General features: G+C 69.1%; 23 protein-coding genes and 2 pseudogenes. 9 read left to right on the top strand and 16 right to left on the bottom strand.

Translation table 11 applies throughout. The features are described from left to right. Window positions 1–955: 955 nt before the first annotated feature. Genes OG928_RS30125 through OG928_RS30110 form a run of 4 tightly spaced genes read right to left on the bottom strand, consistent with a single transcriptional unit; the run spans window position 956 to window position 2,914 of the window. Window positions 956–1,273, bottom strand: coding sequence for a hypothetical protein (locus OG928_RS30125; protein ID WP_406289548.1), 318 nt, complete (start codon window positions 1,271–1,273; stop codon window positions 956–958). Then, complete coding sequence (locus OG928_RS30120; protein ID WP_406289545.1) at window positions 1,270–2,319, bottom strand: DUF2637 domain-containing protein; 1,050 nt, start codon at window positions 2,317–2,319, stop codon at window positions 1,270–1,272. The genes OG928_RS30125 and OG928_RS30120 overlap by 4 nt, the downstream gene beginning before the upstream one ends. Next, complete coding sequence (locus OG928_RS30115; RefSeq protein ID WP_406291297.1) at window positions 2,316–2,579, bottom strand: DUF6303 family protein; 264 nt, start codon at window positions 2,577–2,579, stop codon at window positions 2,316–2,318. Before OG928_RS30115 ends, OG928_RS30120 begins: the two co-directional genes overlap by 4 nt. A 14-nt stretch (window positions 2,580–2,593) precedes the next feature. Then, a complete protein-coding gene (locus OG928_RS30110) occupies window positions 2,594–2,914 on the bottom strand; it encodes a hypothetical protein (protein ID WP_406289542.1) in 321 nt (106 codons plus the stop codon). A gap of 441 nt (window positions 2,915–3,355) precedes the next feature. Here OG928_RS30110 and OG928_RS30105 point away from each other — a divergent pair, with 441 nt between their 5' ends. Together OG928_RS30105 and OG928_RS30100 are read left to right on the top strand one after the other, a co-directional pair. Then, window positions 3,356–4,120: a GntR family transcriptional regulator gene (locus OG928_RS30105; protein WP_406289539.1), complete on the top strand. Its 765-nt coding sequence runs from the start codon at window positions 3,356–3,358 to the stop codon at window positions 4,118–4,120. A 14-nt stretch (window positions 4,121–4,134) separates the two neighbouring features. Beyond that, the gene (locus tag OG928_RS30100; protein ID WP_406289537.1) at window positions 4,135–5,391 is read left to right on the top strand and encodes a type III PLP-dependent enzyme; all 1,257 of its coding nucleotides are present in this window, start codon (window positions 4,135–4,137) and stop codon (window positions 5,389–5,391) included. Window positions 5,392–6,099: 708 nt separating this feature from the next. Here the strand turns inward: OG928_RS30100 and lysA are convergent. After that, window positions 6,100–7,434, bottom strand: a complete 1,335-nt coding sequence (gene lysA / locus OG928_RS30095; RefSeq protein WP_406289534.1) for a diaminopimelate decarboxylase — start codon at window positions 7,432–7,434, stop codon at window positions 6,100–6,102. Window positions 7,435–7,474: 40 nt separating this feature from the next. Continuing rightward, on the bottom strand, window positions 7,475–7,777 hold the full coding sequence (locus OG928_RS30090) for an SAV_915 family protein (protein WP_406289532.1): 303 nt from the start codon (window positions 7,775–7,777) through the stop codon (window positions 7,475–7,477). Window positions 7,778–8,482: 705 nt separating this feature from the next. On the opposite strand from OG928_RS30090, the gene OG928_RS30085 reads away from it, so the two are divergent. Beyond that, window positions 8,483–8,911 carry a hypothetical protein gene (locus tag OG928_RS30085; RefSeq protein ID WP_406289529.1) on the top strand — a complete coding sequence of 143 codons (429 nt, stop codon included), beginning with the start codon at window positions 8,483–8,485 and terminating at the stop codon, window positions 8,909–8,911. 242 nt (window positions 8,912–9,153) lie between these two features. On the opposite strand, the gene OG928_RS30080 is transcribed toward OG928_RS30085, so the two are convergent. From OG928_RS30080 to OG928_RS30060, 5 genes are all read right to left on the bottom strand, one after another. Beyond that, window positions 9,154–9,945 (bottom strand): ABC transporter permease, encoded by a 792-nt coding sequence (locus OG928_RS30080; protein ID WP_397674315.1) that lies wholly within the window; start codon window positions 9,943–9,945, stop codon window positions 9,154–9,156. Then, window positions 9,942–10,928, bottom strand: coding sequence for an ATP-binding cassette domain-containing protein (locus tag OG928_RS30075; protein WP_406289527.1), 987 nt, complete (start codon window positions 10,926–10,928; stop codon window positions 9,942–9,944). The genes OG928_RS30080 and OG928_RS30075 overlap by 4 nt, the downstream gene beginning before the upstream one ends. 324 nt (window positions 10,929–11,252) lie before the next feature. Next, a complete protein-coding gene (locus OG928_RS30070; RefSeq protein ID WP_406289524.1) occupies window positions 11,253–11,579 on the bottom strand; it encodes a DUF1048 domain-containing protein in 327 nt (108 codons plus the stop codon). 1 nt (window position 11,580) lies between these two features. Then, window positions 11,581–11,937 carry a DUF1048 domain-containing protein gene (locus OG928_RS30065; RefSeq protein WP_406289521.1) on the bottom strand — a complete coding sequence of 119 codons (357 nt, stop codon included), beginning with the start codon at window positions 11,935–11,937 and terminating at the stop codon, window positions 11,581–11,583. Continuing rightward, window positions 11,934–12,260: a PadR family transcriptional regulator gene (locus tag OG928_RS30060; RefSeq protein ID WP_406289519.1), complete on the bottom strand. Its 327-nt coding sequence runs from the start codon at window positions 12,258–12,260 to the stop codon at window positions 11,934–11,936. Before OG928_RS30060 ends, OG928_RS30065 begins: the two co-directional genes overlap by 4 nt. A 214-nt stretch (window positions 12,261–12,474) precedes the next feature. Here OG928_RS30060 and OG928_RS30055 point away from each other — a divergent pair. Beyond that, a pseudogene (locus tag OG928_RS30055) lies at window positions 12,475–13,325 on the top strand (amino acid transporter); the annotation flags it as partial. Window positions 13,326–13,403: 78 nt separating this feature from the next. Here the strand turns inward: OG928_RS30055 and OG928_RS30050 are convergent. Next, entirely contained in the window at window positions 13,404–13,739 is a 336-nt protein-coding gene (locus OG928_RS30050; RefSeq protein WP_406289516.1) for a hypothetical protein, read from the bottom strand. 145 nt (window positions 13,740–13,884) lie between these two features. Between OG928_RS30050 and OG928_RS30045 the strand changes: the two are divergent. Continuing rightward, a pseudogene (locus OG928_RS30045) lies at window positions 13,885–14,037 on the top strand (Scr1 family TA system antitoxin-like transcriptional regulator); the annotation flags it as partial. A gap of 115 nt (window positions 14,038–14,152) precedes the next feature. Here OG928_RS30045 and OG928_RS30040 read toward each other — a convergent pair. Together OG928_RS30040 and OG928_RS30035 are read right to left on the bottom strand one after the other, a co-directional pair. After that, a complete protein-coding gene (locus OG928_RS30040) occupies window positions 14,153–14,863 on the bottom strand; it encodes a cation transporter (RefSeq protein WP_406289514.1) in 711 nt (236 codons plus the stop codon). Between the two features lies 1 nt (window position 14,864). Next, window positions 14,865–15,200: an ArsR/SmtB family transcription factor gene (locus OG928_RS30035; RefSeq protein WP_406291295.1), complete on the bottom strand. Its 336-nt coding sequence runs from the start codon at window positions 15,198–15,200 to the stop codon at window positions 14,865–14,867. Between the two features lie 458 nt (window positions 15,201–15,658). On the opposite strand from OG928_RS30035, the gene OG928_RS30030 reads away from it, so the two are divergent. Continuing rightward, window positions 15,659–18,283, top strand: coding sequence for a DUF4118 domain-containing protein (locus OG928_RS30030; protein ID WP_406289513.1), 2,625 nt, complete (start codon window positions 15,659–15,661; stop codon window positions 18,281–18,283). Between the two features lie 76 nt (window positions 18,284–18,359). Here the strand turns inward: OG928_RS30030 and OG928_RS30025 are convergent, their stop codons facing one another. After that, window positions 18,360–18,575, bottom strand: coding sequence for a cold shock domain-containing protein (locus OG928_RS30025; protein WP_406289511.1), 216 nt, complete (start codon window positions 18,573–18,575; stop codon window positions 18,360–18,362). An 87-nt stretch (window positions 18,576–18,662) separates the two neighbouring features. Then, window positions 18,663–19,400, bottom strand: coding sequence for a DUF4118 domain-containing protein (locus OG928_RS30020; protein ID WP_406289509.1), 738 nt, complete (start codon window positions 19,398–19,400; stop codon window positions 18,663–18,665). Between the two features lie 484 nt (window positions 19,401–19,884). On the opposite strand from OG928_RS30020, the gene kdpF reads away from it, so the two are divergent. The 3 genes from kdpF to kdpB all read left to right on the top strand — a co-directional run bounded on the left by kdpF (window position 19,885) and on the right by kdpB (window position 23,847). Continuing rightward, the gene (gene kdpF, locus OG928_RS30015) at window positions 19,885–19,974 is read left to right on the top strand and encodes a K(+)-transporting ATPase subunit F (protein WP_406289506.1); all 90 of its coding nucleotides are present in this window, start codon (window positions 19,885–19,887) and stop codon (window positions 19,972–19,974) included. Further along, window positions 19,974–21,638 carry a potassium-transporting ATPase subunit KdpA gene (gene kdpA / locus OG928_RS30010; RefSeq protein ID WP_406289504.1) on the top strand — a complete coding sequence of 555 codons (1,665 nt, stop codon included), beginning with the start codon at window positions 19,974–19,976 and terminating at the stop codon, window positions 21,636–21,638. The genes kdpF and kdpA overlap by 1 nt, the downstream gene beginning before the upstream one ends. Window positions 21,639–21,720: 82 nt before the next feature. Beyond that, the gene (gene kdpB / locus OG928_RS30005) at window positions 21,721–23,847 is read left to right on the top strand and encodes a potassium-transporting ATPase subunit KdpB (protein WP_406289502.1); all 2,127 of its coding nucleotides are present in this window, start codon (window positions 21,721–21,723) and stop codon (window positions 23,845–23,847) included. Window positions 23,848–23,851 lie beyond the last annotated feature (4 nt).

The raw sequence follows: 23,851 nt of genomic DNA, 5'->3' as shown, positions 1-23,851 counted from the left end.
CGCGCCACGGGCCTGCGACAACGCGCGCCGCCCGGCCGCACCACCACGCGTGGCGGCCCGCCCCGCGGCCGTGCGCCCGGCCGCCAAACGACCGCCACCGCGCGGACCTTCACCGGCACGGCCCGAGGTGCCGCGGGCCGCGAACAGGCCCGAACCGCCACGGCTCTTCGACCGGTCGCCGCCCGCGTTCGTCTTCCCGCGACTGCCGCCCCGGGTGGATCCGCCCAGTCGGTGGGCGGCGTTCGCCGCGCCAAGACCCGCACGGAACCCCGTCCCACTCGGCCCGCCGCCGGACCGCCCGGCACCCTTGGCCGCCCGGCCACCGGCCGAGGCAGCGGCACCGCGACCGGCCCGGGACTGCCCGCGTCCGCCACCGAACGCACCCGTACCTCCCGCCCGCCGCCCACCACCGGAGGTGGCGCCGCCGGGGCGCCCGCCGCCGGTTGCGGAACGGGGCGACCGGCCGGGGGCGACCCCGGGCATCCCCATCCGCGAGGCGATCCGCCCCGCCCGCGGGACCCGTCCGGCCCGAGGGCCCCGCGCGGTACGCGCGGCCCGGGTGGCTCCGACCGCCAGCCCGGCCGCGCCACCACACCGGCGGCGGCCACCGCGCCGACCACACCGGTCGCCGCATACAGGCCCGCGCCGCCCGTCGTGGTCGCCTCGGCGGCCAACGTCGCCATCGGCAACACCCGCCGCCCCGACCCCCGAACAACCGGCCCGGCAGCGTCGCCGTCCCGCGTGAGGGTCACCTCGATCGGCACCACGGGCGCCGCCGCCGCGGCAGGCTTGGGGGTGGGGAAGGCTTCCGGCTCGTCGTCCGGCGAACTCTCGCGCGGGCTCGGGGGCTTCTTCCTCTTCGGCTTCATCGTCGTGTCCGTCATGCTGGTTCGTGCTCCTCTCGCGGAGTGCGGGGGCCAGCCGGGCCGTAGGAAGCGGGCCGGCCCCCGGCCGTTCAGAACAGGGACTCGCTCTCGTACCGCTCGGCGCGCTCGGTACCGGTGGTCTTCAGGGCGGCGGACCGGGCGGGCCTGTGGCATCGCTCGCACCACGTCGTCAGGTCCGCCGGGCCGAGTCCGACAGCGACGACCAGTGCCACGGACAGGTCCCGGGGCGCCACGATCAGGCCGTCGTGTCGGTCACAGCGGCCTTGGGTGTCGGCGTGGCGCTTGCCGCACTCACCCGTGCACCCGCACATGGAGTTCTCGCGCGTCATCACGGCGGCCCACAGCGCGCCGCCCACGATCGGCGGTTGAATGCGCGCCCCGCTCATGCCGACGCTCCCGCGGTTGGGCTCCCCGCAGACCCCCCATCGGCGATCACGGTGGCGCCGGGCTCGGGGGCGACCAGGTGCAGGGCCGGGGCGGCGGGCACTCCGCCGTTGCGCTCGCGCAGTTCCTGGTAGCGGGCCGAGACCCACCCGATGGACCAGCCGCACAGGTCGGCTGCGGACCGCACGGGAACGGCCTCCTCGAACGCGGCCAGCACGATCGCCCGCGCCCGCTCCTCGGGAAGCTTGTGCGGCGCCGGTGGACCGGTCAGCAGTGCGGCTCGTTCACGCCGCGCGGCTTCCTCACGCTCGCGCCGCTGCCGCTCGCGGTCCGCCGCGTACTGCTGTTCACGACGTTCACGCTCGTGTTCAAGCTGTTCACGCTCGTGTTCACGGCGCTCGCGTTCGGCCCGCGTCTCCTGCTCGCGGGCGAGTATCCGCTCGCGCTCTTCCCGGCGTGCGCGCTCTTCGCGTTCAGTCTGTTCACGGGCCAATCGGGTCTCGTGCTCGCGCTGTTCACGCGCCAACACGGCCCGGTGCTCGCGTTCCTCGCGCCGCGCTCGCTCGGCCGTCTCGCGTCGCTCGGCCGCGGCCCTCTCCCGCGCTTCGCGGTCGGCGCGTTCACGGGCGTCCAGGTCGGCCCGCGCGGCGGTGATGGCCCGCCTGTAGACCAGGCTCGTCTCGGCCGTGACGATCAACAGCAGCGGCGCCACCGAGTGCACCGCGGCCCCCACCAGGTCCTTTCGCAACGCGGAGTCCGCGACGTTCAGGGCGAGGGTCATGGTGCCGGTCATCCAGCGCAGCGCGGTCGGCCACCCGCCGCCGTGCCCGCCCAGCCGGGCGAGCGTGGCGTCCAGGCGGACCACGATCACCACCGCGGCGTCGACCACAAGCGGCAGGATCGGTGCGGTCCACGCCCACCGGGCCGGGGTGTGCGCGGCGGCGAGTGGGGTGACGGTCAGCACCGAGTACAGCATCGCCCCGGCCACGATCAGCCACGTCCCTACGCTCAACGTCTGCTCCGCTGAACGCACTTGAGCGGCGTTCACCGACCGTCCCCGTCCGCCCACCGGACCGCGGTCGAGGCGAGCAGCCGCACCGGAGAGGTGTCGTCCCCGGGCTCCTCGGCGTCCTCCTCCCAGCCCCATCCGGTCCCGTTCGTGAACACGAAACCAAGCGTGTTCAACGCCCGTGAACGCTCCGCCGCGGTCGGCACCACGGCACCCGGGGGGAAGTGGTGAACCGGCCACCGGGACACCAGTCCCGGCACCGGCACGAACAGGTGCCACCGCCCGTCGCGAAACGACATCACCGCCTTGCACGTCACGCCGCCCACGCCCCCTCGCGCACCTCGACGGCGGCGACCGGCGCCGGCGCGGAGCCCATCACCAGCAGCTCGGCGTACACCGCCGTCCCCGCGTCCACCGCCCACAACCCGGCCAACATCCGCTCCACGTGCCGGGCCAGTTCGCGATCCGTCGCCCTCAGGTCCGCGAGGATGTCCCGCGCCGCGTCCAGCCGCGCCGCCTCCTCCTCCGCTGACTCACCGGGCTCCCCGTCGAACAAGGCCCAGTCGATACCGAGCGCCAACTCGGCGAACTCCGCGATCGTGGCCGCGTGGCGACCAGCGACAATGCTTCTCACGGTCGTACTCCCTGTGTCGGAGTTGCGACCCACGGGGCGCCCGCCTTCCGCCAAGTCGTCGGGCGCCCCGGCACACATCGGTGTGCCCCGTCTTCAAAGACGAGTGGCCATGGCCCCCGACGCACGCGTCAAGCCGCGCGCCGAGGACCAAAAACACTCGTTTCGATCACGTTCATCACACTGTTGAGTTCTCAAGGACCGAGCTGTCCCGGCGCTTACGGGCGTACGGCCGAAGCCGCCTTCCCTGGCAGGTCGCACAGATCTGACGTAGTGCAGTCATGCGGAATGGCAGTCTGAGCCCCCGAAGAAGCTAGACGCCAAACGTTTGACGTGTTGTCAGCCTGCACCGCATCCTGACCGACTGTCAAGAGATGACAGACGTTTGGCGTTTGATACGATCGGTCAGCGCTCATCCGGGCGCCACGACATGGGAGTGATGCCATGGCTTCGCCGAAGTTGGGCTTCCGCGAGATCGCCGCAGCCATCCGAGAAGACATCGTGAACGGCCGGTATCCGACTGGGTCACTGCTGCCACCGGAGCCTGAGTTGGCCGAGCGGTACGGCGCGTCCCGCAGCCTGGTCAATCGGGCGATGACCCTTCTCTCGGCCGAGGGAGCGGTTCGCCCGCAGCAGGGACGCGGCACTGTCGTGACTTGGCTTCCGCCGATGGTGCACTCGGCCGCGCGCTACTCACGAGAGGCACGTGAACGGAACGGTGCGCGAGGCGCGTTCGACGGCGAGGTAAAGGCGCTTGGGTTGGAACCCCGGCATGAAATCAGCGTGGAGCGCGCTCAGCCACCGGCGGAGATTGCGGAAGCGCTCGGATTGGCGACCGGGGAAGTGAACTGCTTGGTCAGGCGACGCAGGCTCTTCGCCGGTGAAATTCCCGTTCGAATGAATGCATCGTGGTTCCCTCTGGATATCGCAGAGAACACCGTTCTAACGGAACCTGCACCGGTTATGCGAGGGGGCGTCAAGAGCGCCTTGGCTGAGCTTGGGTACCCCCAGACTGTGGCGCGGGAACGCATCACTCCCAGCCGACTGCCGACCGAGGAGGAAGCCCACCTTCTCAACATCAGCCCAGAACGAACCGTCACGGAAATCTTTCACGTCGGGGAAACATCCGAGGGTCGTGTGGTCGAGGTGACCACCACACTTGCGCCCGCCCAGTACCTGGTTATCGAGCACGTTTTCCCGCTCGCCTGAGAAGCAGGAGACCCATGATCACCGAAGCAGCGAAAGAGAAGTCGTCCGGCCTCATTGAACGTCTACCCGCCTACATCCATGACCTGGACGCTCTTACATCGCATGCCGCATCCATACGGGCAGCTCTCTCAGCCTCCGGCCTGGAGATCTTCTATGCCGCCAAAGCGAATCCCGAGGCTGCGATTCTGCGCACGCTGGAACCACATGTGGATGGCATCGAGGTGGCATCCGGTGGAGAGCTAGAACACGTCCGTGAGGTTCTTCCTACCGCCCGAATCGCCTTCGGTGGGCCGGGGAAGACGAGCCATGAGCTGACTCGCGCATTGGAGCTGGACGTAGAGCGGATCCATGTGGAGAGTCCGCATGAAATGGCGAAGTTGGCGGCGCTGTCCCGGAGTGTCGGCAAGGAAGTCGATGTACTGCTGCGCCTGAACCTCGCCGGGCAGCGCAACGGCGCTGCGTTGTCGATGAGCGGCCCGTTCGGTATGGATCCTGACCTCATCGAAGCCTGTCGTGACATATTGGGGACGTCCCCATGGGTACGGCTGCGCGGCATCCACGCGCACCTCGCTTCAGGTCTGGATGCCCCGGACATGCTGCGTCAAGCATCCGAGATTCTTGACTGGGCCCGCCCCTGGCTCGCCAAGGCTGGTGTAGTTCAGCCGGAAATCAACCTGGGCGGCGGGATGGCGGTTGATTACGAAAACCCCACTACCCGATTTGACTGGGTTGCATATGGGAGAGGAATCTCAAAGCTCAGCACCCCCGGAGAAACCCTACGGATCGAACCGGGCCGATCCATGAGCGTGTACGCCGGATGGTATGTCACCGACGTAATCGACGTGAAGCGCGGACACGGGCAGTGGTACGCCATCTTGCGCGGCGGAACCATGCATATCCGTACTCCGGTCACGCGACAGCACAATCAGCCGTTTACCGTGCTGGAAAACGAAACACGCGCCGACGATCAGCCTGAAGTACGCAACGAGCTGGTCACGTTGGTTGGCCAACTGTGCACGCCGAAGGACGTATTCGCGAGCCGTGTACCGGTCGAGCGGATCCGTGTAGGCGACATGGTGGCCTTCTCCATGGCCGGCGCCTACGCCTGGAATATCTCGCATCACGACTTCCTGATGCACCCCAAGCCCGAATTCCACTACCTGAAGGCCGACGGCGGGCAGGACGGTGAACCGACTCCAGGCGAAGCGGTCAGCCGACTTCGGGCACGCCATGAGCAGACTCCGCTGACGGGCAAGCCACCAATCAGGTAAAACAAACGCCCCGACTGCCAAGCAGTCGGGGCGTTCGCCGTTGTCCCTGGCAGCCGGACCGCGGGGGCGCGGGCGGTGCTGCGTGACGAACTGCGTGACAACGACAGCGGACATCACCGGACGTCAACGCACTTCCCGGGACTGTTCCGGCTGGTCCGGGAGGTCGCGAGGCGCCTCCCCGCTTCTCCCTGGATTGCCTGGGGGTCAAGGGGTCGCAGGTTCAAATCCTGTCGTCCCGACCAGCGTTTACGCAGGTCGGGGGCCGTCTTCTCAGAAATGGGAGGGCGGCCTTTTCCAATTCTCGAGCGTGGTGGTCGCAGTGTGGTCGCACGACCGCCGCTCGGCCCCGAGCCCCATCATCGAACGGCCCGCGACCGCAGCGGTGTAGAACGGTTTGAGCAGTCCGCGAAGCCGGTCGGGGTGGTCGCGATGTGGTCGCAATCGACTCGGTGTCGGCGAGCGACTCGGCACGCCCGCTCCTTCGGCACCGGCAAGAGCTTCCGCGATGGCGTCCACGGCGCCGCGAGCGGCCTGCCGAGTCAGATGAGCGTAGATGTTCGCCGTCGTCGACAACGTCGAGTGCCGCACGTCTTGGACACCACCGTCAACGGCACGCCCGCCGTGATCGTCAGCGTCGCGGCCAAGTGCCGCAGGTCGTGCAGCGTGATCCGCGCAACCCCGGCCTCGGCGGACCAGCGACGGAAGTCCTCAGCCCTGCTCGCGCGGCTCGTACACGTCGCGCGCGAGCAGGTCGGCCGTGCTCTCCCGGCGCAGCAACACCCGTGCCCGCCCGTCCCGGACGGCCACCACCGGCGGTCGGCCGACCAGGTTGTAGGTGGACGCCATCGACTGCTGGTACGCGCCGGCCGCCGGCACCGCGAGCAGGTCGCCCGGGTGGATGTCCTCGGGCAGTTCGACGTCCGCCGCCAGCACGTCGCCCGACTCGCAGTAGCGTCCCACCACGGTGACCCGGCGCGAACGCCCACCGCCGGTGCGGCCCACGAGCCGAACCGTGGTCCGCGCGCCGTACAGGGCGGGGCGCGGGTTATCGGCCATGCCGCCGTCCACGGCGACGAACACCCGGTGCGCGGTGCGCTTGACCACGAGCACGCGGTACACGGCGACGCCCGAGGGTCCGGTGATGGCGCGGCCCGGCTCGATGATCAGGTGCGGTACGGGCAGGTCGTAGAGCGCGCACCGGCGCGCGAGTTGCCGCCGTACGTCGTCGGCGAACGACGCGATGTCCAGGGCGTGTTCGCCGCTGCGGTAGGCGATGCCGTGGCCGCCGCCGAGGTTGAGTTCGGGTAGCACGACGCCGTACCGGTCGCGCAGTCCGGCCAGGAAGGTCGCGAGCGTGGCGACGGCTGCGAGGTAGGGGCGTACCGAGTTGATCTGCGAGCCCAAATGGCAGTGCAGGCCGGTGAGTTCGAGACGTTTTTGGCCGAGCACCCGGACCACCGCGTCCTCGGCGTCCCCACGCGCGATCGACACGCCGAACTTCTGGTCCTCGCCCCCGGTACGGATCGAGTGGTGTGCGCCCGCCTCGATCCCCGGCACGACCCGGACCATCACCCGCTGCCGTCGGTCCGGCCCGACGAGGGCGGCGAGGCGGGCCGGCTCGGCCGCGTTGTCGAGCACGATCCGGCCCACGCCCAGACGCAGCGCCGAGCGCAGCTCGTCCGGCGACTTGGCGTTGCCGTGCAGGATGATCCGCTCGGCGGGCATCCCGGCGACGGCGGCGAGCTCCAACTCCCCGACCGAGCACACGTCCAGACCGAAGCCCTCCTCGCGCAGCCAGCCCACCAGCCCCCGGCACAGAAACGCCTTGGCCGCGTAGGCGATCTCCGCCTCCGGCAGCGCGGTCCGATACGCCCGACACGTTTCCCGTACCGTGCCCTCGTCGAGCACGTACAGCGGCGTCCCGAACCGCTCCGCGAGCTCGCCCAACGGCACTCCGCCCACCGTGAGGTCCTCTTGGATCACTCGCGTCGAACGCGGCCACACGGACAACTCGGCGGCGGGCTCGGATATGACGACCGACATGACATCTCCCTGACCACAAGTACCTACCGATGACGACATGTCAGCCGAGCGTCGACAACACGGGAATCCGCAGATCCGCCGCGTCCACGGGCGTCGACGCGGGCGCGGCGAGGCCCGGATCGACCAGTACCACCCGCACTCCGACTTCGTCGGCGAGCGACCGTACGGCACCGGCCCCGAGCCGAATCCACTCCTGCTCGGCGCCCAACACCGCGCGCAACCGGGCCGGCGAGGTGAAGGCCACCATCACCCGCTCCCCCAACGGATCCCGGCACAGCCGCACCACCCGAGCCACATCCCCGACCCGCACCGGTACGGCCAAGGCGCACCGGGCGGTGGTCACAGAAGCGGGTTCCTCGTCGCTTGTCAGCACATCGAGCACAGCAACCTCCGAAGTTCTCGACCCGCCCTACTCCACGGGCCACACCTCCGAAGCTAAGCTCCGCAAAGCCCACCAACCCCGCCGTTACCGTCCCCTTGATCGGCACGGGGGCGACCTTGACGCTTCCCTGACCCGTCGGGCCGCGGCTTCCGCGGCTTCCCGAGGAGGACTCGCCGACACGAACGAATTCCGCGCCCGCCCGCGCGTCCCAGCCGGTGGCCGCTGCCCAGGTCCAAGCCGTCGTGGCGGTCGGCGGGTACCCCGGCTCGGGCACGTGCGGCAGTGTCGCCGGCCCGTCCGGCGGGCCGGCGCCGGGGCTTCACGCAGAGGTACTCCTGCGGCATGTCTTACTCCACCGTGGTAGTCACAGTCCGAGGTCGCCCACATCCGCAGTGCGCCTGCGGGTTCAAACGTTGTGCCGAGGCGCCCGGGTCCGCAGCAGTCGTTGCGTGAGCCCACCGCAGTCACGGCTTGGCACCGAGGAGCGGGGGCTGTCCGTCCCTGAGCCCGTGGGTCGCGTACGGGAGCCGCGTCCGCGACGAACGCGTGCTCGCTCCCGTTGTAGGGAAGCCGCAGCCCGCCCATCCTGCTCGTCCAGTTCGGGCCCGTGCGCCGCAGGGATCCGAGTCGACACTCGAAGGGCGTATCACCGACAAAGCCCTGGCCGTGCGTCGCCGGGTCACCGCGCCGGCCGAGGGGTCGGTCCTGCTCGTTGGGTCGGGCGATGATGACCGGCTGGCTGCGCACGGCCCCGAACCCGCAACGCCGCCGTTCCAACGGGGCCGCGGCTCCGGGCTCGGTCAACGCGCGCACCGGCCCCAGGCCGTGATGCGGCACGCCAACATTCAGACCACCAGCCGCTACCTGACCGTGCGCATCGAGGAGATCTTCGACGCCCTGCTGGATCACTACAACCGCCCCGGCCCCAAGCCAGTTACCCGGCCGGCTACGACGCTGCAGACATCCAGGCGGTATTCGGTGCCGAAGGACGTGAATTGCATCGAGTGCGAGAACTCGCCTCTGTGCGAGAGGAGTCACCGGATCAGGCATGATGCAGCCGTTTGCCATCAAGCGGACCGCCGCCGACCTCGTTGAACCGCGCCGCAGTAGCCCGCGTGACCTGCCGGAATCTCGATCGTTCCACCACCCCGTCCAGACCCAGATCCCGCCCCACGTCACAGCCGATGTGGATCAGTGCGGTGTGCCGAGATCGGCTCAGAGCCGGCCCACCGAGAGCCATGGCGATCGGCCCCGCCACCGGCCGGGCGTACGGGTGCGGATCTGCACGCGGACGGGGCGAGATGAGGTGCGGGAGGCGGCCAATGCGGTCGTCTCGATTACTTCGGGTCGCGGTTGAACTGCGCCGTCGACCAGCGGTAGCCGAGCGCGATCAGGCCGACGCACCAGACGACCGCGATCCAGCCGTTGTTGCCGATTTCGGTGCCGAGGAGGAGGCCACGGAGGGTTTCGATGGCGGGGGTGAAGGGCTGGTACTCGGCGATCGGCTGGAACCAGCCCGGCATCGTACCGGCCGGGATGAAGGCGCTGGAGATGAGCGGCAGGAGGATCAGCGGCATGGCCATGTTGCCGGCCGCCTCGGGATTCGGGCTGGCCGCGCCCATGCCGACCGCGATCCAGGTGAGTGCCAGGGCGAACAGCGTGATCAGCCCGAACGCCGCGATCCACTCCAGTGCCGTGGCGTCCGTGGACCGGAAGCCCATCGCCACCCCGACGGCGCCGACGAGGACCACGCTCATCACGCACTGCAGCACGCCGCCGACGACATGCCCGACGAGCAGAGAGCCCCGGTAGATCGCCATCGTGCGGAAGCGGGCGGTGAGGCCCTGGGTCATGTCCACGCAGACGGACACCGCGGCCCCGATCACGGTGCTGCCGACGGTCATCAGCAGCAGACCGGGGACGATATAGGCGATGTAGTCGGAGCGGTCCGCGCCGCCGCCACCGATGCCGGCGCTCATCACGTCGCCGAAGATGTAGACGAAGAGCAGCAGCATCATGATCGGCGTGAGCAGCAGGTTCAGGGTCCCGGACGGGTAGCGCCATGCGTGCAGGAGGTTGCGGCGCAGCATCGTGTTCGAGTCGCGTACAGCGAGAGAGAGGGAGCTCATCGGACGCTCTCCTTGGGCTGGTTGGGGACGTTGGCTGGGACGGTCAGGGCGAAGAACACGTCGTCGAGGTCGGGGGTGTGGACGGTCAGTTCGTCCGCCTCGATGCCGGCCGAGTCCAGCTGGTCGAGGATGGAACGCAGTTCGCGCTGACTGCCGTCGCAGGGGATGGACAGCGACAGTGCCTCGTCGTCGCGGGTGACCTCGCGCAGGGCGTCAGCGGCGGACTGGTACGCGACCGGGTCGGTGAAGCGGAGCCGGATGTGCCCGCCCGGGATGAGCCGCTTGAGCTCCTCGGCGCTCCCCTCGGCGGCGATCTTGCCGTCGTTCAACACAGCGATGCGGTCGGCGAGTTCGTCGGCCTCATCCAGGTATTGGGTGGTGAGGAAGACGGTCACGCCGTCGGAGACGAGGCCGCGGATGATGCCCCACATGTTGTGGCGGGAGCGCGGGTCGAGCCCTGTCGTCGGCTCGTCGAGGAAGATGATCCGCGGGTCGCCGACCAGCGTCATCGCGAGGTCGAGGCGGCGCTTCATGCCGCCCGAGTAGGTGGAGGCGGGCTTCTTCGCCGCCTCCGCCAGGTCGAAGCGCTCCAGCAGTTCGGCGGCGACCCGCCGTCCCTCGCGCTTGGACAGGTGGTGCAGATCCGCCATGAGGAGCATGTTCTCCTCGCCGGTGATCAGGCCGTCGACGGCGGAAAACTGCCCGGTGACACCGATCGCGGCGCGGACTGCCTGCGGGTCGGCGGCCAGATTGTGCCCGCCGACGTGCAGGTCACCGGCGTCGGCGGTGAGGAGCGTGGACAGGATCTTGACGGCGGTGGTCTTGCCGGCGCCGTTCGGGCCGAGCAGCGCGAACACGGACCCGGCCGGGATGCGCAGATCGATGCCGTCGAGGACGGTCTTGTCGCCGTACGACTTGCGTAGCCCGACGGCGGAGACGGCGGTCTGCGACGGGTGACCGTCATCCTGCCTGGATGTGGGCATGACAGATGAAGGCACGGTGACTTCCTTTCGAAGGCTGAAGGCACACGGGGAGTGGAAGCTGTTTCGGAACTCGGATTGGGTACTGTCCGTGACTACGCGTCAGTCGCGTCGTCCTGGAGGAATGGTGTCGAGCGGCCCGCCGCCGGAGCCCTGCTCGCCGGGGGCGCCGGCAGGGTTGAGCCAGGTCCCGCCGGCCTGCTCGACCACCTCGGTGGACAGGTTCTGCGGCGGCTTCTGGTGGCTGTCGGCCCGCGCCTGTTCGCGCTGCGGCGAGGCGGACGAACCGCCCGTGCGGCAATGCCCACCGCCATGAAGCGACGGGTGTTACTTCTCGGCCGTACCGGGTTCCCCGCTGATGGACTCCTGATAGGCGTCCGCATAGGTGCGTGAGTCCTTGACCAGGTCGTCGCAGAACGCGGCGACGTCCTTGCCGATGAGTTCCAAGACCCCCTTGCCCGCGGCCACGCCCTCCTCGAAGAAGTCGACGATCCCGGGGAGCAGAGGCCCGTCAGGCAGGTCGATCGGTCCGACCTTGAAGAAGTACTTCTGCATCTCCTTGTAGACGATCTGGTAGTCCGGCGGAAGCGCCTTGACCCGAGCCATGTGCGCCCGCCACTGCTTCTTGCCCTCGATGATGTCTTGGATGCTCACGTCAGCCTCCCAGCCGGCTCAGTTTCCTCGCGACGTTCCTGTTCAACTGCTCGCGCCACCGGTCGCGATAGGTTCGAGCCCCTTCTCCACCGGCCAGCGCGGTGCAAAAGCCTTGGATGTCGTCGCCGAGCACCTCGTGGACGCTCTGCCCGTCCGCCGCCGTTTCTTCGAGCAGCCCCAGGGCGGCGTCGAGGATCGGCATCAGGTTGCGGCCGGTGAAGTCCCCATGCGGAAGGAGGTGGACTTTGATCTGATCCCACGCCGCCCGGTAGTCGTCCGGCAGGGCCTCGGCCCGTCCCTCGAAAGCCTTCCAATCCCTGGTGAGATCGCTGCCTGTGATGGTCTCCCAGAAGTTCATCTCCCGCCCTCCTTGAGCCTGTCGATGCGTGATGAGACGTACTGCCATTTGGTCCAGAACTTCGCGAGTTCTTCGCGTCCGGCGTCGTTGAGCGCGTAGAACTTGCGCGGTGGACCAACCCCGGATGGTCGTTTCGTCACCTGGACGAGTCCGTTCCTCTCCAGTCGCAGCAAGATGGTGTACACCGTCCCCTCGACGACGTCGGTGAAGCCGAGCTCGTTCAGCTGACGGGTGATGGCGTACCCGTAGGTTTCCTCGTTGCCGATGATTTCGAGCACGCACCCTTCGAGCGTGCCCTTCAGCATCTCCGTCAGGTCGTCCATCGCGAGTCCTCCTCGGCCCCAGCGGTACTACGTAGTACCGAGTACCACTACACGGTATCACCGAGTAGTGGAGGGTGCCAGCGCCTCCGGTTGGCGCGGACGGACCCGGGACCGATCTTGCGAGACCAGGCTCCGCGGCTGCGGCTACCCCATCGGCCTGGCTCCATAGTCGGCGGGGGCTCGTACGTCATCACCGCAATGCCCCGACCTCGACATCCCAAGGTGGCTTGCCGGCCGGCTTGCGGCTGTCGGTAAACGAACGCACCCTCAAGTGATCAACGCACTGGCGTTCCTGGTCACGTGGATCTTCGACGCCGATGTCGACGCCCAGGGCGGCGCGTACGCCACCGGTGTCCTCGTGCTGATCACCTCGGCCGCGATCGCGGTCACCATCGCCGCGCCCGCGAACGCGGGTGGACCATCGCGTTCGCGGTGATCTCCGCGGCCTTCCTGTACACAACGGCCGTCAACGTCGTCGAGCGGCCCGACGGTGTGAAGATCGGCACCTGCTTCATCGCCGGCATCATGGCGCTGTCGCTGCTGTCCCGCCTGGTCCGCGCGTTCGAACTGCGCGTCACGGACATAGAGCTGGACGACATGGCCCGGCGCTTCGTCCGCGACACCGCCCACCGCACCATCCGCTTCATCGCGAACGAGCCCGACCGCCGCGACGAAGCCGAATACCGCGACAAGACCGAACAGATCCGAACCGACAACCACATCCCCGAGAGCGACGACGTCGTCTTCGTCGAGGTCACCGTCGGCGACCCGTCGGAATTCGAGTCCGGGCTGCGGATCAAGGGCGAAGTCCTGCACGGGCGCTACCGCGTCCTCACGCTGGAAAGCTCCTCGGTCCCCAACGCGCTCGCGGCGCTGCTGCTGCACGTGCGCGACGTCTCCGGCCAGCGGCCGCACATCTACTTCGAATGGACCGAGGGCAACCCGCTCGCCAACTTCCTGCGGTTCTTCCTCTTCGGCCAGGGCGAAGTCGCCCCCGTCACCCGCGAAGTACTCCGCAAGGCCGAACCGGACCGGTCGCAGCGCCCGCACATCCACGTCGGTTGATCCGGCGAGTCGGCCAGGGCCGTCCGCGTAAGCACGCCGACGCGCATGTCGTGGTCGCGGAAGAACCGGCACCACGCGTCATCGATCAGCATGGACGGTGCGCGCCGACACCGCCGCCGTGGCGAGCCGACGAGCCCGTCCGTCGAGCGGACCGGCCGACCACCTGAGCGCCGCGAACGCGGCCACGAACGCCTGGTAGCCGCACTGCGGACGTTCGCATCGGAACGCGATCGTCAACGCGTGGGTCAGGAGCAGTCCCCACCCGGCCTCGGCCTCCGGATCCTCGGCCGGCTGCGGCAACACCACCTCGTCCTGCCGGTTCAACACCGTCACCCAGAACACGCTGCCTGTCGTGTGCGTGGCCACGAGCACCGCACTCGTCGGGTGTTCGTGTACGAACACATTGGTCGTCAATTCACTTACCACCTCGGCGACATCGTCCGCATCGGCGCCGGCGGCCTCCGCCCGCGCGGCAGCGTGTTCGCGAGGATGAACCGCTGACGTACCACGCCATCGCCACCGAGGTCGCCCTGCACTTCGATGTCGGCGGACCCGACGTCATGGGCGACAGATGCGGCCCCTGATCGACGAGATGGTCCTGCCGAACGTCACCTTCCGAATCGTCCCGTTCTCGGCCGGACGCATGGCGGCTCAAGCGGCAGGCTTCACCATCCTCAAGTTCGAGGACAGCGACGATCCCGACGCCGCTTGAATGGAAGGCGTCGGCGGTGGCTCAGGACGCGAAATCCGCCTGTACAACAGGCGGATTCTCTCAGGCCACCAGGGGCAGAAAGGCCCAGACCGCTCCCGTGGGCGCTGCGGCGTGGTCAGTGGCAGCAGTCGCATCCGGGCCGGCAGCCGCACGCGTCCGTCTCCTGCCGCGGAGCGGGGACCGTGGCTGCGGGTGCCGCGCAGCAGCCCTTGCCCTGCCAGGCGTCGCGGCCTTCCTTGACGGCGATGGCGGCGATGACGAGGGCGGCGATGGGGTCGGCCCAGGACCAGCCGAGGGTGGCGTTGAGAACCAGACCGACCAGCAGGACCGCGGAGAGGTAGGTGCACAGCAGGGTCTGTTTCGAGTCGGCGACCGCGGAGGCGGAGCCGAGTTCGTGTCCGACCTTGCGCTGGGCCGCTGACAGGAACGGCATCACGGCCAGGGACAGGGCGGCGATGACGATACCGGGGATGGAGCGGTTGGCCTCGACGGAGCCGGTGAGTGCGCGTACGGCGTCGACGCCGACGTATGCGGCGAGGGCGAAGAAGGACACCGCGATGATCCGGAGGGTGGTCTTCTCACGAGCTTCGCGTACGGCGTGGTCGGCAGCGGAGAACTGCCAGGCGACCGCGGCGGCGGAGGACACCTCGATGACCGAGTCCAGGCCAAAGCCGATCAGCGCGGTGGACGAGGCCATCGTACCGGCGGTGATGGCGACGATCGCCTCGATGACGTTGTAGGTGATGGTCGCCGCGACCAGCAGCCGTATTCGCTTCGCGAGCGCATCGCGGCGGGCCGGGGACGGCCCGAGGGATATCGCGGTCACCTCAGCAGCAGCCCTTCGTCTTGGCGTCGGGGCAGGTCTTGTCCGCCTCGACAGCGACCACCGCGTTGCGTAGGTCGTCCAAGGCGTGCCCGAGGCGTTCGTCGGCCGGCTCGTAGCGGGTGCGCCGGCCGACGGGCACGGCGACGACCAGGCCGCAGTCGCGCAGGCAGGCCAGGTGGTTCGACAGCCGGGTGCGGGAGATGCCGAGGGTGTCGGCGAGGTCGGAAGGGTGGGCCGGCGCCTCGCGCAGCGCGAGCAGCAGACGGCAGCGGATCGGGTCGGCGAGCGCGCGGCCGAAGCGGGCCGGCACCTCGCTGTCGGGAGCAACAGTCGGCACAGCATGAAAGAACATGTGTTCCTGAATTGAGGACGCAGTGGATTGTTGATCGCCGCCGGAGTGGATCAGCGCCCTCGGGGCATCGGTACAGCCGTTGCACTGAGAAGGATCTTGGACAGGAGGAGGGCCCCGGCGATGAGGTGCGAGCCGACGGTGACGAGAACAGGGGGGCACCAGGATGTGGCCCCATCGGCGGAGGGCCTTGGCGACGACGGGACGGGTGGCGAAGCACTTGCCCGCGAAGCGCCGGACGGCGACCGGGGCGGCGACAGGGCGGGCGCGATCTCCAGGACGACGTCGGCGAAGGCCCGCGCACGTTGGTCGGTGTCGTCGCGGGCGGACACTGGATCTCACGGGAACCCGTGGGTCGGCAGGGCCGCGGTTCGATCCGGCTCCGGACCGGACCGCGCGTTCCCGAGGCGAACAGGGCCGGGCCCGGCGGTGGAGGGAGAACACCGGTGGATCGTGGGCAGTTGCGCATCTACCTGGGCGCCGCGCCCGGGGTCGGGAAGACGTACGCCATGTTGGCCGAAGGGCGGCGCCGCGCCGAGCGGGGCACCGATGTGGTCGTCGGCTACGTGGAGACCTACGGTCGTCCACGCACCGCCGCGCTCCTGGAGGGCTTGGAGGTCATTCCCCGGAAGACCGTTCCCTACCGGGGCACGACCTTCACCGAACTCGACGCCGACGCGGTGATCGCCCGCCGCCCCCAGGTGGCGCTGATCGACGAGTTGGCCCACACCAACGTGCCCGGCTCGCCCACCGTCAAGCGTTGGGAAGACGTCGAACGGATCCTCGACGCCGGCATCGTCGTGCTCTCCACGGTCAACATCCAACACTTGGACTCGGTCAACGACGTCGTCCAACAGATCACCGGCGTGCCCCAGCGAGAGACCGTCCCCGACGAGGTCGTACGCCGGGCCGAACAGGTCGAACTCGTCGACATCACCCCGGAGGCCCTACGTCGACGCATGGCGCACGGCAACATCTACGCACCGGACAAGGTCGACGCGGCGCTCACCCACTACTTCCGGGTCGGCAACCTGACCGCGTTGCGCGAACTCGCCTTGCTGTGGCTGGCCGACAAGGTCGACGACCAACTGGAGAGTTACCGCGCGGACCACCACATCGCCGGCACCTGGGAGGCCCGCGAACGCGTTGTCGTCGCCCTCACCGGCGGCCCCGAGGGCGACACCCTCATCCGCCGGGCCTCGCGCATCGCCGAGCGCGCCAGAGGCGCCGACCTGCTCGCCGTGCACGTCACGCCCAGCGACGGCCTCACCGATGCCGACCCCGCCGACCTCGCCCGTCAGCGTTCGCTCGTCGAAAGCCTCGGCGGCACGTACCACAATGTCGTCGGCGACGACGTCCCCACGGCATTGCTCGACTTCGCCCGCGCCGTGAACGCCACCCAGCTCGTGCTCGGCGCGTCCCGGCGTGGGCGCCTCGGGCAGGTCTTCTCTCGCGGTGTCGGAGTGACCACGGTCGCGCGGTCGGGGCCGATCGACGTCCATCTGGTCACCCACGAGCGCATCGGCCTCGGTCGGCGCGCCGCGGCGGGACGCGAGGGACTGACCCGACGTCGGCGGCTGACCGGCTTCGTCCTCGCCGCCGCGGGCCTGCCCCTGCTCACTCTCGTACTGACCGCCCTGCGTGGCCGGTTGTCCCTGGCAAGCGACATTCCGATATTCCTCGTCGCGATCATCGGCGTCGCCATGGTCGGAGGTCTCTACCCGGCCGTCTTCGCCGCCCTGGCCGGATTCCTGCTGCTCAACTACTACTTCACGCCGCCCACCCACGAGTTCACCATCGGCGACAGCGACAATGTCGTAGCCCTGGTGGCCTTCGTGTTGGCAGCCGTGGCGGTCAGCGCGATCGTCGACCTGGCCGCCCGGCGCACGCGCGAAGCAGCCCGCGCCCGCGCAGAGGCCGAGGGGCTGTCCACCCTGGCCGGGAGCGTGCTGCGTGGGGAGCGCGCCCTCGACTCCCTGCTGGAGCGGCTCCGGGAAACGTTCGGCCTGGTGTCGGTCACCCTGCTCGAACACCGACCCGGCGCGCCGTTGACCCCGGACCGCCAACGCGACCCGCACAGCTGGCGGATCGTCGCCTCGGTCGGTACCGGACCGTGTGCCAGTCCCGACGAAGGGGACGTCGACGTCCCGGTCGGCGACGAGCTGGCGCTGGTTCTGCGCGGTCGCCCCCTGCGCGCCGCCGACCGCAGAGTCCTGGAGGCATACGCGGCCCAGGCCGCTCTCGCACTGCACCAGCAGCGCCTGGAGGAGGAGAGCGAACAGTCACGCCCCATCGCCGAGGCCGACCGGGCGCGCACGGCGCTGTTCGCCGCCGTCAGCCACGACCTGCGCACTCCGCTGACATCCGCCATCGCCGCCGTGGACAGCCTGGCCGATCCCGACAGCGCCCCGACCGACGATGCACGCGCCGAACTCGTCACCGCCGCCGGGGACTCCCTCGCGCGCCTCGACCGACTGGTCGCCGACCTCCTGGACGTGAGCCGACTGCAAGCCGGCACCCTCGGCACCGACGCACAGCCCCTTGCCGTCGATGAAATCGTCTCCAACGCGCTGGACGGCCTCGCGCCCTCGGATCATCACATCGATATCCGCATCCCCGACGAGATTCCCGACGTCCTCGCCGACCCGGCGCTCGTGGAACGGATCCTGGTCACCCTGATCTCCAACGCCCAACGCCGCAGCCCACTCGACCACCACGTCCTGGTCACCGCGAGCGCCCACGCCGGCCGCGTCGAACTCCGGATCGTCGACCGCGGCCCGGGCATCGTCCGCGATCGGGTGTCCCGGCCCACCCAGCGCCTCGCCACCGAGGTGGACCACATCGGAGCCGGGCTGGGCCTCACCCTCGCGCGGGGGCTCGCCGACGCCATGGGCGGAACCGTTGTCCTCGAAGAAACCCCGGGCGGCGGCCTCACCGCGACGCTCGGCCTGCCCGCCGTCGCGCCACCGGCCGGCCCGCCTCCGACCGCACCGGACACGACCGACGACGCGGTCGCCCACCCGACAGGCGTCGACCCGGCCTCCGACCGGCGATCCGATCCCGGCGTCTGAGCTCGCCACGTGACCGGCGCCGCGCTCGCTTCAGGCCACAGCCTTGTCGGCGCCCACGATCAGCGTTCGCGCACGCCTACGGCACGACGCGACGTGCTCGGAACGCGTAACCGTCCTGCTCGAAGCCGGGATTCTCCCAATCGAGCCGGACCGTCCGTCCGGGGGACAACGTCCGGAAGCCCGGCATTTCGATATCACTGAAGTGGGCGAAGCAACCACCGGGCGTCTCCGGGGAGTCCGGAACGCCCCAACCTTCTTCCTCGTGCCCCTCGTGTACGGTCGCCCTCGTCATGCCGGAAGACGGTATCGCTTGCCCGGCTCCGGTGCCCGTGCCACGGAGCCGTGAACCTACCCGCCCAAGCGATGCGTGGCCCCCATCTCAGCGTTCGGCCTGTTCGAAGGCGGAGCCGACCTGGTCGGCGAGGGTCACGGCGACCAGCCGGGCCTGAAGGGACGGCATGCTCCCGGGCGTGGGATCGAGCATGAACCGGCCGTAGAAGTGGTCTCCCCGATACACGCGCACCTCGACCTCCTCCGTCGGCAGGCCACGCCGGTCGACGTCCCAGCTCCGTGCCCCGACGGACACGGTCCCGTCCCGTTCCAGGCGCGGCGGGTGACCCAGCAGCGATCCGAATTCGAACCGGCACCCACGCAACCCCAGCAGGTCGGTGAGCTGCGCTTTGACCCGGTCGACGACCCGATCGGGCGAGGCCGAGGATCGCGCCAGCTCGGCCGTGTCGTGGATCTGGGCCAGGTAGCCCGCGTCGGTGATGGCGATCACCTGAAGCCGCCGGGCACGTGCGGCGATCTGTGAGACCGAGAGCCCGACAAGCAGCAGCAGAACAGCCATCTGGATGTCCGCCGAACGGGTGATGGAGAAGTGCTCGTACGGCTTGGTGAAGAAGAAGTCGAACCACACCGTCGCCGACAGGGCCGCAAGCGCCCCGGCGACTCGATGACCGTTGGCGGCCACCGCAACCACGACGACAACCATGACCAAGGCGACGTTCGCGTTCGCGAAGTGCGTTCGGAACGGAACCAGGACACCCGCGACGGCCAGCGGAGCCACCACCGCAGCCAACAGGGCCAAGCGGTCCCGGTCGAGGTATCGGGGCATCACACGGCACCTCCGGATGACCACAAGCTCTCCACCGGCTGCGCCAGGACCAGCGCAGATGAACAACCACGACGTGACCTGATCAGACCTCAGGGTATGTCGCCCGTCACGGTGGCAATCAGATGTTCGCGTCAAGACAACGACAAATGTCGAATGTGCCGCCAATCAGGTGTCAGGGGCCGGGCGCGCGGGTGAATAGCGGTGATTGCCGGCCTTGGCGGTGCAAAACCGGGCGACGAATCGGGTAGGGCGACCTGTCCCGACCGGACGGGCGCGCGCCGGCGGCGACGGCGGAGCGTCCCCATACTCCCGTCTCCGCCGTACGAGGAGCCCTGTGATGGCCGATCTGGTGTTCGTATCGGTGTCCATCGCGTTCTTCGCGCTGGTGGCCCTCATCGCCAAGGGGGTGGCAGAGCTGTGACGCGCCGTCACTGCTCGCATCCCCCGTTCGCCGCGGACTCCCGGTCCGAATCGAGGTCGCACCGTGGGCTTTGAGAGCGTGCTCGGCCTGTCCGTCGCAATCGTCCTGCTCGTGTACCTCGTCGTGGCGCTCCTGTTTCCCGAGAGGTTCTGATGAGCGACACGCTCGCGGGAATCCTGCAGATCACACTGCTCGTCGCCGTGCTGGCTGCCGTGCACCGCCCGTTCGGCGACTACATGGCTCACGTGTACAGCAGTTCGAAACACCTGCGCGGCGAGCGCTGGATGTACCGGCTCATCGGCGTGAACCCCGACTCCGAGCAGCCCTGGGGCATATACCTGCGCAGCATCCTCGCGTTCTCGCTGTTCTCGGTTCTCGGCCTGTACGGGCTGTTGCGCCTTCAGGAGCACCTGCCGTACAACCTCGGCTTCGAGGCGATGCCCGCCGACCAGGCTTTCAACACGGCCGCGTCGTTCACGACCAACACGAACTGGCAGTCGTACTCGGGTGAGGCGGCCCTCGGCCACCTGGCCCAGATGGTCGGCCTGACCGTGCAGAACTTCGTCTCCGCGGCGGTCGGCATGGCAGTCGCGATCGCGGTGGTCCGCGGATTCGTCCGGTCGCGTTCCGGGGAGATCGGCAATTTCTGGGTCGACCTGGTGCGGGGTGTCGTGCGCATCCTGCTGCCCGTCGCGATCATCGGCACGATCGTGCTCGTCGCCTCGGGCACCATCCAGAACCTGGCCGACCCGCACACCGTGCGGACGCTGTCGGGCGGGGCTCAGACGATCACCGGCGGGCCGGTTGCGTCGCAGGAGGCGATCAAGGAACTGGGGACCAACGGCGGCGGCTTCTACAACGCCAACTCGGCACACCCGTTCGAGAATCCGAACGCGTTCACCAATCTGTTCGAGATCTTCCTGCTCCTCGTCATCCCGTTCTCGCTGCCGCGCACGTTCGGTCGCATGGTGGGCAGCGCCCGGCAGGGGTACGCGATCCTCGCCGCGATGTCCGCCATCTGGTTCACCGCCGTGTGCCTGATGTGGTGGACCGAAGCACACGGGCACGGCATCGCACCACAACTCGCAGGCGGTGCGATGGAGGGCAAGGAGCAGCGCTTCGGCATCGCCGGATCGGCCCTGTTCGCGGCGTCGACCACGATGACGTCGACGGGAGCCGTCGACTCGTTCCATTCGTCCTTCACCGGCTTCGGCGGCGGCATCGCGCTGCTCGGCATGATGCTCGGCGAGATCACGCCCGGCGGCGTCGGATCCGGCCTGTACGGGATCCTCGTCATGGCGATCCTCGCGGTGTTCGTGGCCGGTCTGATGGTCGGTCGCACGCCGGAGTACCTGGGCAAGAAGATCAGCTCGGGCGAGATGAAGCTCGTCGCGATGTACATCCTGGTCGTGCCGGCGACGATCCTCACGCTCACCGGCATCGCCATCGCGCTGCCCGGCGAGCGTGCGTCGATCCTCAACGCCGACTCGCCCCACGGGTTTTCGGAGGTGTTGTACGCGTTCACGTCGGGCGCGAACAACAACGGCAGCGCGTTCGCCGGACTCTCCGCGAACACCGAGTTCTACAACGTCTGGATCGGCATCGCGATGCTCGTCGGTCGATTCGTCACCATGACCCTGGTGTTGGCGCTCGCCGGAAGGCTTGCCGCGCAGGGCGCCGTGCCCGAGACGGCGGGCACCCTGAAGACCCATCGTCCGCTGTTCGTGGGCACGCTCGTCGGTGTCATCCTCATCGTCGCCGGGTTGACCTTCTTCCCCGCACTGGCGCTGGGCCCGATCGCGGACGGTCTGGCGTGACCCGGGCCCGGTTCCCGCGGCCGAACCCGACGCTCCGGCCGGTTCACGGCGCGCGTTCCACATCCGGGGAGGGCCGTTGCCCATGCCTGCCGTGACACACTATCCGCGCGACCCCCGGAAAGCGGAGCCCGAACCTCACGCCACCCCGTCGCGCGTGGCCGGCGGACTGTTCGAACCGCGTGCCCTGCTCGAGTCCGTGCCGGATGCCCTGCGCAAGCTGGACCCGCGCCTCATGGCCCGCTCGCCCGTCATGTTCGTGGTCGAGATCGGCTCGGTCCTCACGACGATCATGGCGATCAAGGACCCGAGCGTCTTCGCCTGGGTCACCACCGTGTGGCTGTGGCTGACCGTCGTGTTCGCCAACCTGGCCGAGGCCGTCGCCGAAGGGCGTGGCAAGGCCCAGGCGGACACGTTGCGCAAGGCCAAGACCGACACCCTCGCGCGCCGCCTCGTCGACGATGTCCGCGAGGAGTCGGTACCCGGCACGGAGTTGCGCGTAGGCGACCTGGTGGTGTGCGAGGCCGGCGATGTCATCCCCGGCGACGGCGACGTCGTCGAGGGTGTCGCCAGCGTGGACGAGTCGGCCATCACCGGCGAATCCGCGCCCGTCATCCGCGAGTCCGGCGGCGACCGCAGCGCGGTGACCGGAGGCACGAAGGTCTTGTCGGACCGGATCGTCGTGAAGATCACGACCGAGCCCGGCAAGACGTTCATCGACCGGATGATCGCGCTGGTCGAGGGCGCGGCCCGGCAGAAGACACCGAACGAGATCGCCCTGAACATCCTGTTGGTGTCGCTGACGATCATCTTCCTGTTCGCGGTCGTCACGCTCCAGCCGATGGCGGTGTACGCGCACGCCGAGCAATCGCTGATCATCCTGGTGGCGCTGCTGGTGTGTCTGATCCCGACGACGATCGGCGCGCTCCTGTCGGCGATCGGCATCGCGGGCATGGACCGGCTGGTGCAACGCAACGTACTCGCGCTGTCCGGGCGGGCCGTCGAGGCGGCGGGCGACGTGTCCACGCTGCTGCTCGACAAGACCGGCACGATCACCCTCGGGAACCGGCAGGCGTCGGAGTTCGTACCCGTCGACGGCGTGGACGAGGCCGAGCTGGCCGATGCCGCGCAGCTGTCCTCGCTCGCGGACGAGACCCCCGAGGGCCGCTCGATCGTCGTGCTGGCCAAGGCCCGCTACGACCTGCGGGCACGACACGAGGGCGAGTTGGGACACGCGACATTCGTGGAGTTCAGCGCGCAGACCCGCATGTCCGGCATCGACCTGACCGACGACGGTGCGATGCGGCGGGTCCGCAAGGGCGCGGCGGCGTCGATCAACGCATGGGTTGCCGAACGCGGCGGTCCGGTCCCACCCCGATCGGCGGAGCTGGTCGATCGGATCTCGGCTGCGGGCGGCACTCCTTTGCTGGTTGCGGTCGAGGACGCGAGCGGGGCGCGGATCCTCGGCGTGGTCCACCTCAAGGACGTGGTCAAGGAGGGCATGCGGGAGCGGTTCGACGAACTGCGGCGCATGGGCATCAAGACGGTCATGATCACGGGCGACAACCCGCTGACCGCCAGGGCGATCGCGGACGAGGCCGGGGTGGACGACTTCCTCGCGGAGGCAACGCCCGAGGACAAGATGGCGCTGATCAGGCGCGAGCAGGCGGGCGGCAAGCTGGTCGCGATGACGGGCGACGGCACCAACGACGCCCCCGCGCTGGCCCAGGCCGACGTGGGCGTGGCGATGAACACCGGCACCTCCGCCGCCAAGGAGGCCGGGAACATGGTCGACCTGGACTCCAACCCGACCAAGCTCATCGAGATCGTCGAGATCGGCAAGCAGCTGCTCATCACCCGCGGCGCGCTCACCACGTTCTCCATCGCCAACGACGTCGCGAAGTACTTCGCGATCATCCCCGCGATGTTCGCGAGCATTCAGGGCGCCGAAGCGTTGGAACCGCTCGACAAGCTCAACGTCATGCACCTCGCCACCCCCGAGTCGGCGATCGTCTCGGCAGTCGTCTTCAACGCCCTGGTGATCGTCGCGCTCATCCCGCTCGCGCTGCGCGGCGTCCGCTACCGGCCGATGTCGGCCGACCAGATGCTCTCCCGCAATCTCGGCGTCTACGGCCTCGGCGGCCTGATCGCACCGTTCGTCGGGATCAAGCTCATCGATCTGATCGTCTCGCTCGTCCCCGGAATCGGGTGAATCC

The sequence above is a fragment of the Embleya sp. NBC_00896 genome (assembly GCF_045207785.1).
Classification (GTDB): Bacteria; Actinomycetota; Actinomycetes; order Streptomycetales; family Streptomycetaceae; genus Embleya.
This window is presented reverse-complemented; position numbering and strand designations above follow the sequence as displayed.